Here is a 13,009-nt window from a genome sequence, read left to right on the forward strand (position 1 = left end):
ATATGTCTGGAAAATGGGCCACGCTCACTGACGAGCACAGCCTGCCCAGGGGTTTGCCATGCCGAACAAAGCACTGACCATCCTGATTGCCGATGAACAGCACCTGCAGCGGCTGTACATCGAAAAAATGCTCAACCAGCTGGGGTACCACCGGATTGTTCCGGTGCAAACCCTTGAAGAAGTCCAGATTCTTACCGCCATCCCGGCCGAGCCATTCGACGTACTGATCATTAATGCGGGGTTGACCGCCCAGGCCGACGGGCCGCAGCCCGAGGTGCATCATGTACTGGTCTATGACCACCAGGACCTGGATATTCCAGGCGGTGTACCGCCGACGCTGCTGGTCCGGCTGCCGGGCATGCCGGACACCGTCAACCTCGAGCACTTCATGGACATCATCGACCCACCCGAGGCCCACCGGGGCCTGCGGGTATTGCCGTGGCTGCGGGAGTTATCCCGCACGCCGGCGGCCGGGGTTTAGTCCCACTTCGGGGCGATGCCTTTAGGGCTGGTCAGGCGATGGCCGCGCTCCAGGCCGGCGATCTGCGCCATGTCGGCAGCGCTCAAAGTGAGTTGCAGGGCCTTGAGGTTGCTGTCCAGATTGGCACGTTTAGTGGACGACGGAATCACCGCATAGCCCAATTGCATGGCCCACGCGAGGGTCACTTGCGCCGCCGTGGCCTGGTGGCGTTCGGCGATCTGCTGGATTACCGGGTCTTTGAGCACTTCGCCGTAGGCCAGGGTCATGTACGACGTAATCTGAATACCGTGGGCGATGGCGAAATCCACCACCTTCTGGTTTTGCAGGTAGGGATGCAGTTCTACCTGGTTGGTGGCGATGTTTTCGGCGCCCACCGCGGCAATCGCCTGCTTCATCAGGTCGATGGTGAAGTTGGAAATACCGATCTGGCGCGTCAGGCCCAGGCGCTTGGCTTCCAGCAACTGGCCCATGAATTGGGCGACAGGCACCTGGTCTTCCGGCGACGGCCAGTGGATCAGGGTCAGGTCCAGGTAGTCGGTCTTCAGTTTGCGCAGGCTTTCACGCAGGCTGGGAATCAACTGGCCTTCGGCGAAATTGGCAATCCAGATCTTGCTGGTGATGAACAGTTCGTCACGCGGCACGCCGCTGTCGGCAATGGCTTGGCCGACATCCGCTTCGTTCTCGTAGATCTGCGCGGTATCGATGACGCGGTAGCCCAGTTCCAGGCCCGTGCTCACAGAGTCGATTACCACTTGGCCTTGCAGGCGGAAGGTGCCAAGGCCGAAGGCGGGAACGTTTTGCATAGGGATAAACATCTGTAACTCCTGAAGGGGTGTGAACAGTGGAGTCGAGTATCCCCTCGACGTTCCTTCGGAAAAACCGTCGAACCCGAAAAGGACTCTTTACCAGAAGTCACGAGTCTCGCCCGCAATAAAAAATGCGGCTTCACTTGCCACAGACAGCTGCCGCACGGTATTCCAGAACACCCACTGTCAGCCCGGAACATGCCATGACCCAACACTTGACCGAATACGCCGACGCCAGCCCCGAGGTGCGCGCGGTGTATGACGACATCATGCAGACGCGCAAGGTTGACCAGGTGAATAACTTCTGGAAATGCCTGGCCGCCCACCCGCCGACCCTGCGCCGCACCTGGGAAAGCCTCAAGGAAGTCATGGCCCCCGGCGCACTGGATCCGCTGACCAAGGAGTTGCTCTACGTGGCCGTCAGCGTGACCAACAATTGCCCGTATTGCATCGCCTCCCACACGGCCGCCGCGCGCAAGGCCGGTATGACTGATGCGATGTTCGGCGAGTTGCAGGCGGTGGTCGGCATGGCCAATCAAACCAACCGCCTGGCCACCGGGTATCGCGTGCCGGTCGATGAGGTATTCAAGTGGCCGTGAGATCGCTCAGCGGTCGAACCACGCCATCCACCAGCGCAAGCGGCTCAAAACGTTGGCGGCGTAATCATCCAGAGGACTCGCGTCTCTACCTTGCCCGGGTTCGGGCAAGTCGATGTGATCGATAAAGTCGACCTGAAAACCGTGGCGTTGCTCAAGCGCAACCCAGGTTTGGTGATTGAAGAAACCAAGGGCGCCCAGCACTACACCTTCCCGATGCTGTGCGACAGCAACGAGTTCAAGAACAACGACATTCGCATGGCCATGAAGCACGCGATCAACCGCGAAACCCTGCTGGCGTCGGTGCTGCACGGTTATGGCCTGGTGGGCAACGACCACCCGATCCAGCCAGGCAGCCGCTTTATCAACGCTGCGCTGGAGCAGCGCCGCTACGACCCGGACAAGTCGCGCTTCCACCTGCGCAAGGCCGGGGTGGAGTCGCTCAAGGTGCGCCTGCAAGCTTGCGACGCTGCTTACACCGGCGCGGTGGACGCCTCGGTACTGTTCAAGGAACAGGCGCGCCAGGCCGGTATCGACATTGACGTGGTGCGCGAGCCGGCCGACGGCTACTTCTCCAATGTGTGGATGAAGCAGCCGTTCACCACCTCGTTCTGGTACAGCAGCCTGACCGCCGACCGCATGTTCAGCATCGGCTACGCCAAAGGCGCGGCCAGGAACGAAACCCACTGGGACAACGCGCGCTTTAACCAACTGCTCACGGCGGCCCGTGGCGAGATGAACGCGCCGCTGCGCCAAGAGATGTACAACGCAATGCAGGCCCTGTGCCGGGACGATGGCGGCGCGATTGTGCCGCTGTTCGCCAGCTCTGTGGCGGTGCGTTCGAACCGCGTCAGCCACGGGCCGCTGACCGCGCCTTATGGTGAGTTGGATGGGCTGCGGCTGATCGAGCGGTGGTGGCAGGCCTAGGGATCGACCAGCCAATGAACATCCAGTGTGGGAGCTGGCTTGCCTGTTCATCACCCACGACGTCGCCACGGTGCGCGCGATTGCCGATGAGGTGGTGATGCAGTGGGGCAGGGTGGTTGACCAGGGCAGCTGCAGCGCGATTTTTACCCCCCCTTACAGGCCTACACCGGCCTGCTGTTTTCATCGGAACCGGAAATGGACCCGGACTGGCTCGATCATTTCAGTGACTTGTACGCCATGCAGTGGAACCCGGTAGCGTCGGCGGCGGATTTTTCCACGCGCGAGAACCCTGACTATCTGGTGTATGCCCTGGAGCAACGGCTGGGGGTGAAGAAGCAATCGATTGCAGCGGCGGGATTTTCTGCTGGGGTATGTGCAGAAACTGCAAGGGCTGGCAAGTGAGCAGCCCTTGGTGCTTGCGAAACTGGCGCAGTTTGATGAGGCGTTGTATCCACTTTCCCGACCCAAACACCGTACACATGTGGGAGGGGGCTTGCCCCCGAATGCGGTCTATCAGTGCCAGGTTTTCTGACTGATCCACCGCCTTCGCAGGCAAGCCAGCTCCCACATTTTGATCTCCATGCGTCAGTCAGCTTTGTGGTGTTCCCGCAACCGCTCAGCCGCACCACGCAACAGCTGCTCGGTGCCACTCCAGCCCAGGCAACCATCGGTCACCGACACGCCGTATTTCATCGACGCGCTCAACGGCTGGCACCCTTCGAACAGATGGCTTTCGAGCATCATGCCGATCAGCGAGGTCTCGCCTTGCAGGCGTTGTTCCAGCACGTCGTTGAACACTGCCGGCTGACGCAACGGGTCTTTGCCGCTGTTGGCGTGGCTGCAATCGACCATGATCCGCGCCGCGACTTTGGACTTGGCCAAATCGTGTTTTACCTGGGCCACACTTTGCGCATCGTAGTTTGGCCCACGGTGGCCGCCGCGCAGCACCAGGTGCGTGTCGGGGTTGCCTGGGGTCTGGATGATTGCCGGATGGCCCTGGCTGTCGACGCCGAAGTGGCGGTGCGGGTGTGACGCCGAGCGCATAGCGTCACAGGCAATCGCGACGCCGCCGTCGGTGCCGTTCTTGAAGCCGACCGGCATGCCCAGGCCGCTGGCCATTTCGCGGTGGATCTGCGATTCGGTAGTGCGAGCGCCAATGGCGACCCAGCTGAGCAGGTCATCGAAGTAGCCGGCGGCCATGGGTTGCAGCAGCTCGGTGGCGACTGGCAGGCCCAGGCGCAGCATTTCACGCATCAGTTCGCGCGACAGGGTCAGGCCTGCGGCCATGTCATCGCTGCCGTCCAGGTGCGGGTCGTAGGCCAGGCCTTTCCAGCCGATGGTGGTGCGCGGTTTTTCCACGTAGGCGCGGATCACCAGCAGCATCTGGTCGCTGACTTCAAGCGCGAGCTTCTTCAGGTTGCGTGCGTATTCCATGGCCGATTCGGGATCGTGGATCGAGCACGGGCCGACAATCACCAGCAAACGGGCGTCTTCACCGTTGAGGATGGCGCGCACGGCTTGGCGATGGGCGTGGATCTGTTCGTTGAGGAACGGGCTGAGGGGCAACTGGTGCTTGAGTTCAAGCGAGCTGGGCAGGCGCTGGGTCAGGGCTTCATTGGCGCTGGACAGGTTGGCAACAGGCAAGGCGGCGGTGGCAGAGTTCATATTCAAGGCTTCCTGGGCAAGCGGCGGGCGATTCCCGCGCGCTCTGCCCTACTGGGGTGTTCGACAATTGGCCGTATTGGCTACGTGTGTTGGCTTGCCACCAATAGGTGACCGATCGGAGGCGGCAGGCTGTCCCGAACGGAGCTTGCTAAATCGCCATGCAGTGGAGGTGTCGTAGCGGTAATAGGTGGCGTAGTTCATGTCGTGAGTCCTTTTAGTGTTCGGTGTGAAGCAAAATGAGTAAGGGCTGAAAAAACAAAACCCCCGGTCGGGGAGCCGACCGGGGGTTAGATTTCTCTGGCAGGCGACCCCTTGAGTAGTGGGCGCCGATTTCAGGTATCAGGCGCGCCAGTGGCTAAACCAATACCCAAAATAAAAGCTGACCAGTGCGCTCAAACCGTTCACGCGGGTAGCCGACACCGAGCGCGAGGCGCTGGCAGCAGGGCAAACCTGAGTGTGGGTGAGTTGCAACATGGTGAGTCTCCAAATGATGCGGGGAGCTTACTAGAGGCACGCGGGAGGATTCAATCAGTAATTTCTATCGCCTGAGGTACTTACGGCTATGGGGTGAGTATCGATATGCTGCTGACACTCAGATATTGATAGCTTGGACGCGACCATGACTGCCCTGACCCTTGCTGCTGCTCAGACCACTTCAATCGCAGGCGATGTGCCGGCCAATATCCAGCGGCACCTGGCGTTCATGCAGGCGGCGGCGGAGCACGGTGTGCAGTTACTGGTGTTTCCAGAGCTGTCACTGACCGGCTATGAGCCGGCGCTGGCCGCTGAACTGGCGATTGCGCCAGAGGATGCACGGCTGGCGCCACTGCGTGAGAAGGTGCAGGCGCTGCAGTTGACGGCGGTGGTGGGGATGCCGATCCGTTTGGCGCCGGAGGCGGGCGTGTTGATCGGCGCGCTGGTGTTGGCGGCGGACGGGTCGCTGGCGGTGTACACCAAGCAGCATTTGCATCCGGGTGAAGACGTGGCGTTTGTCGCAGGGCAGGGCGGGGCCGCCCTCGAATGGGCGGATGACCATATTGCGCTGGCGGTTTGCGCAGACTTTTCCCACGCCAGCCATCCACGTGAGGCCGCGCAGGCCGGTGCCAATGTGTACGCCGCCGGCGTGTTGATCAGCGAGGGTGGCTACACCGCGGACAGCGCGCTGCTCCAGGGTTATGCCGCCGAGCATCGCATGCTGGTGTTGATGGCCAACCATGGCGGGCCTTCAGGCGGCTGGGCCTGCGCAGGGCGCAGCGCCATCTGGGCCGCGGACGGCAACGTGCTGGCCGCCGCACCGCGCACTGGCGACGCGTTGGTGCTTGCCCGCCGCGATGGCGGCCACTGGTCTGGCCACGTGGTTGCGCTGTAAATGACGTTTCACCTGCGCGCCGCGACTGGCGATGACTTGCCATTCGCGCGGAGGCTGACCCACCAAGCCATGGGTGGCTACTACCTGCAATACGGTCTTGTGTGGTCTGACTATGGCTTTGACGTGGGCTGGGGCAGCCGCGAGAACTGGATGATCTGCAAGGGCGACGCGGTGTTGGGGTTTATCAGCCTGAGCCGTGACAACAGTGCTCTGTATATTCGCGAATTGCACTTATCCGAAGACTACCGCAAGCAGGGCGCAGGCAGTTGGGTACTCGAGCAGATGGTGCTCAAGGCGCGCGCGCAGGGGCTGGGTCTTTTACGCTTGACGGTGTTCAAAACCAATCCGGCGCGCAGGTTGTATCAGCGCCTGGGGTTTAGCATCGTTGGGGAAGAAGGTTGCTTCTGGCGCATGGAGCGCGAGTGTCAGGCAGGTCCATCGGGCTAAAACAGGCACGTCTTGCCAATAAGCGCATACTGCGGTCAGGAAACGATTTCCGGATCGCGGTTCAGGGCTACCGGCTCATCCACGATAATCCCTTCTTTCATGCCCAACAGGACCGCCACCTTGTGGGCTTCCCCACGCCGTCCTTTTTTACGCCCAGCGAGCACTTGATAGGTCGTGGCCGGATCAACGCCGTGCTCACGGGCAAACGCTTGAACTGACTTTCCTTGATGTTCCAGCCAGGCCTTGGCTTGTGCAGCAGTGCGAATACCGGGCATAGTTCAAAACCGTTCAAGTTTGTTTAAAACGAGATGAGTGTGTCACCTCTTGGGGTGTGCCAGACAGGATCATACATCCAAATGAGTGGAATCGGTTCGCGTTTAAGACAGGAAAGAGAACGTCTTGGCCTGTCGCAGAAAGTTTTTGGTGAAATCGGCGGCGTCGAGGCAAATGCCCAAGGCAAATACGAAAGCGGCGGCCGCGCACCCAAGGCGGACTACCTGTCACGCGTGGCTCAGCGTGGTGTAGATGTTTTATATGTGCTGACGGGAAGCCCGACGCCTATGCAGCTGGAAAACCTCAGTCAGTTGGAAGAAAAAATCCTGGAAAATTACCGGGTCATGCTCAAGGAAGATCAGGACGCTATCCGCCGACTGACCTCCACACTGGCGGAACACTCCGTGTCGCAGAACGGAAAACACAAGTCGGCTCTCACGCAAAGCTGACCTTTTGCTCAGTAAAGTCGGCTGTCCGGCGCAAGTCGGGCACCGATAGCGTGCGTAAACTCTATATATATGACGCTTGCAGCTAGGTCTGCGCCATGGTTTTTTGCTAAGGTGTTCAGCAACCTATAAGACCATATCGCGAGGTGTCTGCTTGATTAGGGTGCTAGTAGTCGATGACCATGATCTCGTTCGTACAGGCATTACACGAATGCTGGCTGACATCGATGGCCTGCAAGTAGTCGGTCAGGCCGAGTCAGGGGAGGAGTCCCTGATCAAGGCCCGGGAGTTGAAACCCGATGTGGTTTTGATGGACGTCAAGATGCCTGGGATCGGCGGTCTTGGTGCCACTACCAAATTGTTGCGCAGCCATCCGGACATTAAAGTCGTGGTGGTGACCGTGTGCGAGGAAGACCCTTTTCCTACACGTCTGCTACAGGCAGGCGCGGCCGGTTACCTGACCAAAGGCGCAGGCCTGGCGGAGATGGTGCAAGCCATTCGCCTGGTATTTGCCGGCCAGCGTTATATCAGCCCGCAGATTGCCCAACAGTTGGCTATCAAATCGTTCCAGCCCACCAGCGACTCGCCGTTTGATGCGCTGTCGGAGCGGGAGATCCAGATCGCCTTGATGATCGTCGGCTGCCAGAAAGTGCAGACGATTTCCGACAAGCTCTGCCTGTCGCCCAAAACCGTTAACACCTACCGCTATCGCATTTTCGAGAAGCTCGCCATCAGCAGTGATGTTGAATTGACCCTGCTCGCGGTGCGCCACGGCATGGTGGACGCCAGCGCCTGACATGACCACACCGTTTGATCCAAGTGCCTTTCTCTCAACCTGCAGTGGCCGCCCCGGCGTGTACCGCATGTTCGACAGCGAGGCACGCCTGCTTTACGTGGGCAAAGCCAAGAACCTGAAAAACCGTCTGGCGAGCTATTTTCGCAAGACCGGCCTGGCGACGAAAACCGCTGCCTTGGTGGCGCGCATCGCCCAGGTCGAAACCACCATCACCGCCAATGAAACCGAAGCGCTGCTGCTTGAGCAGACGCTGATCAAGGAGTGGCGGCCGCCCTACAACATTCTGCTGCGCGACGATAAATCCTACCCCTACGTGTTTTTATCCGACGGCGATTTCCCGCGGCTGAGCATTCACCGCGGCGCGAAGAAGCAGAAGGGCAAGTATTTCGGGCCGTACCCCAGCGCCGGCGCAATCCGCGAAAGCCTGAGCCTGCTGCAAAAGACCTTTTTTGTGCGCCAGTGCGAAGACAGCTTTTACAAGAACCGCACACGGCCTTGCCTGCAGTACCAGATCAAGCGCTGCAAGGCGCCCTGTGTCGGTCTGGTTGATCCGGCGGAGTACGCCGAGGATGTGCGCCATTCGGTGATGTTCCTCGAAGGGCGCAGCAATGCGCTCACCGATGAGCTCTCCGGCGCCATGGAGCAGGCTGCCAGCACGCTGGATTTCGAGCGGGCCGCTGAATTGCGCGACCAGATCTCTCTGTTGCGCCGTGTCCAGGACCAGCAAAGCATGGAGGGCGGCAACGGCGACGTCGATGTGATCGCCGCGTTCGTCAACCCGGGCGGCGCCTGTGTGCATTTGATCAGCGTGCGTGGCGGGCGAGTGCTGGGCAGCAAGAACTTCTTCCCGCAAACCGGGATCGACGAGGAAGTGGCTGAGGTCATGGCCGCCTTCCTTGGTCAGTACTACGTCAGCAGCCCGGAGCGCGATCTGCCCTCGGAGTTGATCGTCAACGTGGTGCATGAAGACTTCCCCACACTGATTGAGGCCATCCACGAGCTGCGCGGCCGTGAGCTGGACATCAGCCACCGCGTGCGCGGTACCCGTGCCCGTTGGCAGCAACTGGCGGTCACAAACGCCGAGCAAGCCCTGAGTGCGCGTCTGGCCAATCGGCAGCATGTGGCCGCACGCTTCGACGCCTTGGCTGAAGTCCTTAACCTGGATGAGCCGCCGCAACGGCTGGAGTGCTACGACATCAGCCACTCCAGCGGCGAAGCCACCGTGGCGTCCTGTGTGGTGTTCGGACCGGAAGGGCCGATCAAATCCGATTACCGGCGCTACAACATCGAAGGCGTTACCGCCGGCGATGACTACGCCGCGATGCACCAGGCCCTGACGCGACGCTTCAGCAAGTTGAAGGACGGAGAGGGCAAACTGCCGGATATCCTTCTGGTGGACGGCGGCAAGGGCCAGTTGTCCATGGCCCGTGACGTGCTCAACGAACTGGCCGTACCCGACCTGATCCTGCTCGGCGTGGCCAAGGGCGCCACGCGCAAGGCCGGTTTCGAGACGTTGTACTTGAATGATGCCGCCCATGAGTTCACCTTGAAGGGCGACTCACCCGCGCTGCACCTGATTCAACAGATCCGTGACGAGGCCCACCGTTTTGCCATTACTGGCCACCGTGCCCGTCGCGGCAAAACCCGTCGAACCTCAACCCTGGAAGGGGTGGCGGGCGTTGGCCCGACACGCCGGCGCGACCTGCTTAAACATTTTGGTGGCTTGCAGGAGCTGTCCCGTGCCAGCATTGACGAAATAGCCAAAGCACCCGGTATCAGTAAAAAGCTCGCTGAGTTGATTTATGCAAACCTGCACAGCGAATAGAATGCCTTCTCACCTCGTAGCCAGTTGTGCCGATGAATATCCCTAATCTGATTACCGTTCTACGCGTCCTGCTCATTCCGATTTTCATTTTGTTGTTCTATTTGCCGTACGAATGGAGCTATGCCGCCTCCAGTTCAGTGTTTGCGTTTGCAGCCGCAACCGACTGGCTTGACGGCTACCTGGCGCGTCGCCTTGAACAGAGCACGCCCTTTGGCGCATTCCTTGATCCGGTGGCCGACAAACTGATGGTGGCCGTGGCCCTGGTCCTGTTGGTGCAGGAGCACGGCAACCTGTGGCTTACGCTGCCGGCCGCCGTGATCATCGGCCGCGAGATCGTCGTCTCGGCCCTGCGCGAATGGATGGCCGAAATCGGCGCGCGCGCCCACGTGGCGGTGTCCAACATGGGCAAATGGAAAACCGCTGCGCAAATGCTCGCGTTGGTGATCCTGCTGGCCAATCCGTCGGACTTCTCCTTCTGGGTGCTCACCGGCTACGCCTTGCTGCTGATCGCCGCGGGCCTGACGTTGTGGTCCATGCTTCAGTATTTGCGTGCTGCCTGGCCGCATCTGCGCACCACCGTTGAAAAGAAATAAAACTTTTTTGAATCAAGGGGTTGACGGGGGTTCTGGATTCTATAGAATGCACACCACCAAGACGCGGGAATAGCTCAGTTGGTAGAGCACGACCTTGCCAAGGTCGGGGTCGCGAGTTCGAGTCTCGTTTCCCGCTCCAAACACAAAGAAAAAGCCACTCTAACGAGTGGCTTTTTTTTGCCTGGGATTTACGCATACGTCGGCGCTTGGCCCGCCATTTGTCGTGCCTGGCCAAGCACTGTCCAGGGGCACCTGGTGGTGCCGTGGTCACTCGGTCAGCAGGTTTTTGCCGAGTACGTAGCTTTTTCGCCAACGGGTGATCTGTACGTTGAGAAACAGCCCTGCCTGGTAGAACGGGTCGCCCTCGATAAACGCCTGTGCCTGTTCGCGGGTATCCAGTTCGACGATGTAGAACCCACCGCCCAGGTCGCTGGCATCGTCATGCAACTTGGCGCCACACGCGATCAACAGCGCCGCGTGGCGCTCCAGGTACTCCAGGTGGCTGGGCCGGTGGCGGCTGCGGACCGCCTGGCTGCCAGGCTTGTCCCATGTTTCGATTACAAATGGCATACGCAGACCCCTGAAAATGATGAATCGGGATTCACGGGTGGCCCAGGTATCCCCACAGCAGAACGGTGCAAATGTAGATGGCACCGACCCAGAACATGCAGATCACGGTGTAGCCCATCACATCCTTGAGTTTCAGCCGGGACAGGGCGAGGGCCGGGAGGATCCAGAACGGCTGCACCAGGTCGTTCCAGGCGTTGCCCAGCATCACCGCCATGGAGGTCTGGGCCAGCGAGCTGTCCAGGGCACGGGCAGCTTCGATCATGAAGGGGCCCTGAATCGCCCAGTGACCGCCGCCGGAAGGGGCGAAGAAGTTGATCAGGAACGAGCTGATCAAGCCCCAGAAGGGCAAGGTCTGCTGGTTGGCCACGTCGACAAAGACCCTGGAGACACTGTCCACCAGGCCCGAACCGGCCATGATCGCCATGATCCCGGCGTAGAAGGGGTACTGGAGAATGATCCCGGTAATGGTCTTGATGCCCTCATTGAGCTTGGCTATGTACTGGGCCGGGGTGCGCAGCAGCAGGATGCCGAGGAACAGGATCAGAAAGTTGACCTTGTTCAGATCGAGGTTGGCTCCGCGCAAAAAACTCACGGCGACGTAGCCCAGACCCAACAGGCCCACCGCCAGGCTCAGCAGCCTACTGTTGTTGAGCCGAGTGGCCACGGTGTTGTCGGCGAACAGCCCGTCCACGCCCTGGCCGCTTTCATCCTTGGCGATGTACTGGCTGGCGTCGATCTCGGTCACCTGTTCCCCCTGCCGGGGGCGCAGGGCTGCATTGAGCAGAGGCAACGTCACCAACACCACCAGAGCTGTGAGCAAGATCGGCCAGGAAAAAATCGTTTCGCCCAGGCCTATCAGGCCCATGCTTTTCTGCATCGGATGCCCGGGAGTGGAGATAAGCACCGGGATGGTCGCCGACAACCCCAGGCCGTAAAGAGTGAAGCCGCTGTAGGCCGAGGCGATGATCAAGGGGTAATGGACCCCGCGCACGTGCAACGCGAGTTTGCGCGCGACGATACCGCCGACCACCAGTCCGAAGCCCCAGTTCAGGTAACTGCCAATCCCGCCCACCAGGGTCGCCACGATAATCGCCATTCGCGGTGTGCCAACCCTAACCACGATGGCATTGAGCAGGCGGTCTACCAGGGGCGAGGTGGCCAGCACATAACCCATGGCCAGGATCACCGCCATCTGGGTGGTGAACGCCAGCAGGTTCCAGAAGCCGTCGCCCCAGTGCATCAGGGAATCCACTGGGGACACGCCTTGGACCACCACCGCGAGAAAGATCGCGAGAAATGTCAGGGCAATGGCAAATACAAACGGATCGGGCAGATAACGCCGCATCAGTTCCGTAAAGAATGAAGTTATTTTGCTCATGGTCTTTTCCTTATTGTTATGCAGGCTCAGAGCTTGTAACGGCGGTTTTCAGGGCGCGCTGAGGAACGCCAGTAGTTGTTCGTTGAAGGCGCTGGTGCATTCCCAATTCACCAGGTGGGCGCAGTCGAATTCGCTGAAGTGAGCCCCGGCAATGCCCTGTTGCAGCGCCTGGCCCTGTTCCACGGTGGCCGCCAGGTCGTGGCGCCCGGAGATCACCCAAGTGCGCGCGCGGATCGCCGGGATACAGCGGCTCAGGTCGGTTTCCCGAAGGATCTGGCAGCAGTCGATGTATCCTTGCAGATCACTGCGGCCCACCAGGTCCACCATCACCTGGCAACTGGCGGGGTGAGCCAGGGCCCACTCCGGACGCAGCCAGATGTGTGGCACCACCGTGGTCGCCAGTCGTGCCAGGCCCACATTGCGGACCTGGTCGATGCGCTTGCTCCAGCCCTCCCGGCTGCCGATGCGCGCCGAGGTATTGCACAGCACCAGGCGTTGCAGGCGCTGGGGATGGCGCAAGGCAAAGGACTGGCCGGTCAGCCCACCAAGGGACAGGCCGCAAAAGTGCGCGCTGCCGATGTCGAGGTGGTCGAGCAGCGCCGCGACGTCATCACTCAGGTCGTTGATGGAGGTGGCCCGCTGGTCGCTGGTGCTGGCGCCGTGTCCACGGGTGTCGTAGCGCAACACCCGCAGGCGTGGGGCCAGGTTCTGGACCTGGGGGGCCCACATTTCCAGGCCGATGCCGATGGAGTTGGACAGCACCAGGACCGGCGCCTCGGCCGCTCCCTCCAGTTGGTAGTGCAGGCGATTGCCGGCGATCTGCGCGAAAGGCATAGC

16 protein-coding genes, 1 tRNA gene and 2 pseudogenes are annotated in these 13,009 nt (G+C 60.5%); 12 read left to right on the plus strand and 7 right to left on the minus strand.

Going from position 1 to position 13,009, the window contains the following annotated elements; genetic code table 11:
* Positions 1-58 precede the first annotated feature (58 nt).
* On the plus strand, positions 59-481 hold the full coding sequence (locus tag FPT15_RS18350) for a chemotaxis protein CheY (RefSeq protein ID WP_145163443.1): 423 nt from the start codon (positions 59-61) through the stop codon (positions 479-481).
* Here the strand turns inward: FPT15_RS18350 and dkgB are convergent.
* On the minus strand, positions 478-1,296 hold the full coding sequence (gene dkgB / locus FPT15_RS18355) for a 2,5-didehydrogluconate reductase DkgB (RefSeq protein WP_145163445.1): 819 nt from the start codon (positions 1,294-1,296) through the stop codon (positions 478-480). The genes FPT15_RS18350 and dkgB overlap by 4 nt on opposite strands.
* Before the next feature lie 194 nt (positions 1,297-1,490).
* On the opposite strand from dkgB, the gene FPT15_RS18360 reads away from it, so the two are divergent.
* From FPT15_RS18360 to FPT15_RS18375, 4 genes and pseudogenes are all read left to right on the plus strand, one after another.
* The gene (locus tag FPT15_RS18360; RefSeq protein ID WP_145163447.1) at positions 1,491-1,886 is read left to right on the plus strand and encodes a carboxymuconolactone decarboxylase family protein; all 396 of its coding nucleotides are present in this window, start codon (positions 1,491-1,493) and stop codon (positions 1,884-1,886) included.
* Between the two features lie 63 nt (positions 1,887-1,949).
* A complete protein-coding gene (locus FPT15_RS18365; RefSeq protein ID WP_372241486.1) occupies positions 1,950-2,810 on the plus strand; it encodes an ABC transporter substrate-binding protein in 861 nt (286 codons plus the stop codon).
* A 34-nt stretch (positions 2,811-2,844) separates the two neighbouring features.
* Positions 2,845-3,029 (plus strand): annotated as a pseudogene (locus FPT15_RS18370) (ABC transporter); the annotation flags it as partial.
* 3 nt (positions 3,030-3,032) lie between these two features.
* A pseudogene (locus FPT15_RS18375) lies at positions 3,033-3,161 on the plus strand (flavodoxin family protein); the annotation flags it as partial.
* 234 nt (positions 3,162-3,395) lie between these two features.
* Here the strand turns inward: FPT15_RS18375 and FPT15_RS18380 are convergent.
* Positions 3,396-4,475, minus strand: a complete 1,080-nt coding sequence (locus FPT15_RS18380; RefSeq protein WP_145163449.1) for a 3-deoxy-7-phosphoheptulonate synthase — start codon at positions 4,473-4,475, stop codon at positions 3,396-3,398.
* A 339-nt stretch (positions 4,476-4,814) separates the two neighbouring features.
* Entirely contained in the window at positions 4,815-4,949 is a 135-nt protein-coding gene (locus tag FPT15_RS30100; protein ID WP_256350929.1) for a hypothetical protein, read from the minus strand.
* A 145-nt stretch (positions 4,950-5,094) separates the two neighbouring features.
* Between FPT15_RS30100 and FPT15_RS18385 the strand changes: the two genes are divergently transcribed.
* Entirely contained in the window at positions 5,095-5,844 is a 750-nt protein-coding gene (locus FPT15_RS18385) for a carbon-nitrogen hydrolase family protein (RefSeq protein WP_145163451.1), read from the plus strand.
* A complete protein-coding gene (locus tag FPT15_RS18390; protein WP_145163453.1) occupies positions 5,845-6,291 on the plus strand; it encodes a GNAT family N-acetyltransferase in 447 nt (148 codons plus the stop codon).
* A 35-nt stretch (positions 6,292-6,326) separates the two neighbouring features.
* Here FPT15_RS18390 and FPT15_RS18395 read toward each other — a convergent pair whose 3' ends face one another.
* On the minus strand, positions 6,327-6,566 hold the full coding sequence (locus FPT15_RS18395) for a DNA-binding protein (RefSeq protein WP_106579986.1): 240 nt from the start codon (positions 6,564-6,566) through the stop codon (positions 6,327-6,329).
* Between the two features lie 81 nt (positions 6,567-6,647).
* Between FPT15_RS18395 and FPT15_RS18400 the strand changes: the two genes are divergently transcribed.
* The 5 genes from FPT15_RS18400 (at position 6,648) to FPT15_RS18420 (ending at position 10,363) form a co-directional block, all read left to right on the plus strand.
* Positions 6,648-7,013, plus strand: coding sequence for a helix-turn-helix domain-containing protein (locus FPT15_RS18400; RefSeq protein ID WP_145163455.1), 366 nt, complete (start codon positions 6,648-6,650; stop codon positions 7,011-7,013).
* A gap of 151 nt (positions 7,014-7,164) precedes the next feature.
* Positions 7,165-7,806 (plus strand): UvrY/SirA/GacA family response regulator transcription factor, encoded by a 642-nt coding sequence (uvrY, locus tag FPT15_RS18405; RefSeq protein WP_003190387.1) that lies wholly within the window; start codon positions 7,165-7,167, stop codon positions 7,804-7,806.
* Between the two features lies 1 nt (position 7,807).
* Positions 7,808-9,631, plus strand: coding sequence for an excinuclease ABC subunit UvrC (gene uvrC, locus FPT15_RS18410; RefSeq protein ID WP_145163457.1), 1,824 nt, complete (start codon positions 7,808-7,810; stop codon positions 9,629-9,631).
* A gap of 32 nt (positions 9,632-9,663) precedes the next feature.
* The gene (gene pgsA / locus FPT15_RS18415) at positions 9,664-10,224 is read left to right on the plus strand and encodes a CDP-diacylglycerol--glycerol-3-phosphate 3-phosphatidyltransferase (RefSeq protein ID WP_003232771.1); all 561 of its coding nucleotides are present in this window, start codon (positions 9,664-9,666) and stop codon (positions 10,222-10,224) included.
* Positions 10,225-10,287: 63 nt separating this feature from the next.
* Positions 10,288-10,363, plus strand: a tRNA-Gly gene (locus tag FPT15_RS18420).
* A gap of 128 nt (positions 10,364-10,491) precedes the next feature.
* Here FPT15_RS18420 and FPT15_RS18425 read toward each other — a convergent pair.
* The 3 genes from FPT15_RS18425 to pcaD are packed head-to-tail and all read right to left on the minus strand — an operon-like array spanning position 10,492 to position 13,006.
* Complete coding sequence (locus FPT15_RS18425; RefSeq protein WP_145163459.1) at positions 10,492-10,794, minus strand: YciI family protein; 303 nt, start codon at positions 10,792-10,794, stop codon at positions 10,492-10,494.
* 31 nt (positions 10,795-10,825) lie between these two features.
* Positions 10,826-12,172, minus strand: coding sequence for a short-chain fatty acid transporter (locus FPT15_RS18430; protein WP_145163462.1), 1,347 nt, complete (start codon positions 12,170-12,172; stop codon positions 10,826-10,828).
* A 48-nt stretch (positions 12,173-12,220) separates the two neighbouring features.
* Positions 12,221-13,006: a 3-oxoadipate enol-lactonase gene (pcaD, locus tag FPT15_RS18435; RefSeq protein ID WP_145163463.1), complete on the minus strand. Its 786-nt coding sequence runs from the start codon at positions 13,004-13,006 to the stop codon at positions 12,221-12,223.
* Between the last annotated feature and the right edge of the window lie 3 nt (positions 13,007-13,009).

Origin of the sequence: Pseudomonas sp. RGB (assembly GCF_007713445.1) — a bacterium.
Lineage (GTDB): Bacteria > Pseudomonadota > Gammaproteobacteria > Pseudomonadales > Pseudomonadaceae > Aquipseudomonas.

Bases quoted from the DNA above. Each gene is read 5' to 3' on its own strand.
- pgsA (WP_003232771.1), top strand. From the start codon at position 9,664: ATGAATATCCCTAATCTGATTACCGTTCTACGCGTCCTGCTCATTCCG.
- FPT15_RS30100 (WP_256350929.1), bottom strand. From the start codon at position 4,949: ATGTTGCAACTCACCCACACTCAGGTTTGCCCTGCTGCCAGCGCCTCG.
- FPT15_RS18395 (WP_106579986.1), bottom strand. From the start codon at position 6,566: ATGCCCGGTATTCGCACTGCTGCACAAGCCAAGGCCTGGCTGGAACAT.
- FPT15_RS18385 (WP_145163451.1), top strand. From the start codon at position 5,095: ATGACTGCCCTGACCCTTGCTGCTGCTCAGACCACTTCAATCGCAGGC.
- dkgB (WP_145163445.1), bottom strand. From the start codon at position 1,296: ATGTTTATCCCTATGCAAAACGTTCCCGCCTTCGGCCTTGGCACCTTC.
- FPT15_RS18400 (WP_145163455.1), top strand. From the start codon at position 6,648: ATGAGTGGAATCGGTTCGCGTTTAAGACAGGAAAGAGAACGTCTTGGC.
- FPT15_RS18430 (WP_145163462.1), bottom strand. From the start codon at position 12,172: ATGAGCAAAATAACTTCATTCTTTACGGAACTGATGCGGCGTTATCTG.
- FPT15_RS18350 (WP_145163443.1), top strand. From the start codon at position 59: ATGCCGAACAAAGCACTGACCATCCTGATTGCCGATGAACAGCACCTG.
- uvrC (WP_145163457.1), top strand. From the start codon at position 7,808: ATGACCACACCGTTTGATCCAAGTGCCTTTCTCTCAACCTGCAGTGGC.
- FPT15_RS18360 (WP_145163447.1), top strand. From the start codon at position 1,491: ATGACCCAACACTTGACCGAATACGCCGACGCCAGCCCCGAGGTGCGC.
- FPT15_RS18425 (WP_145163459.1), bottom strand. From the start codon at position 10,794: ATGCCATTTGTAATCGAAACATGGGACAAGCCTGGCAGCCAGGCGGTC.
- FPT15_RS18380 (WP_145163449.1), bottom strand. From the start codon at position 4,475: ATGAACTCTGCCACCGCCGCCTTGCCTGTTGCCAACCTGTCCAGCGCC.
- pcaD (WP_145163463.1), bottom strand. From the start codon at position 13,006: ATGCCTTTCGCGCAGATCGCCGGCAATCGCCTGCACTACCAACTGGAG.
- FPT15_RS18390 (WP_145163453.1), top strand. From the start codon at position 5,845: ATGACGTTTCACCTGCGCGCCGCGACTGGCGATGACTTGCCATTCGCG.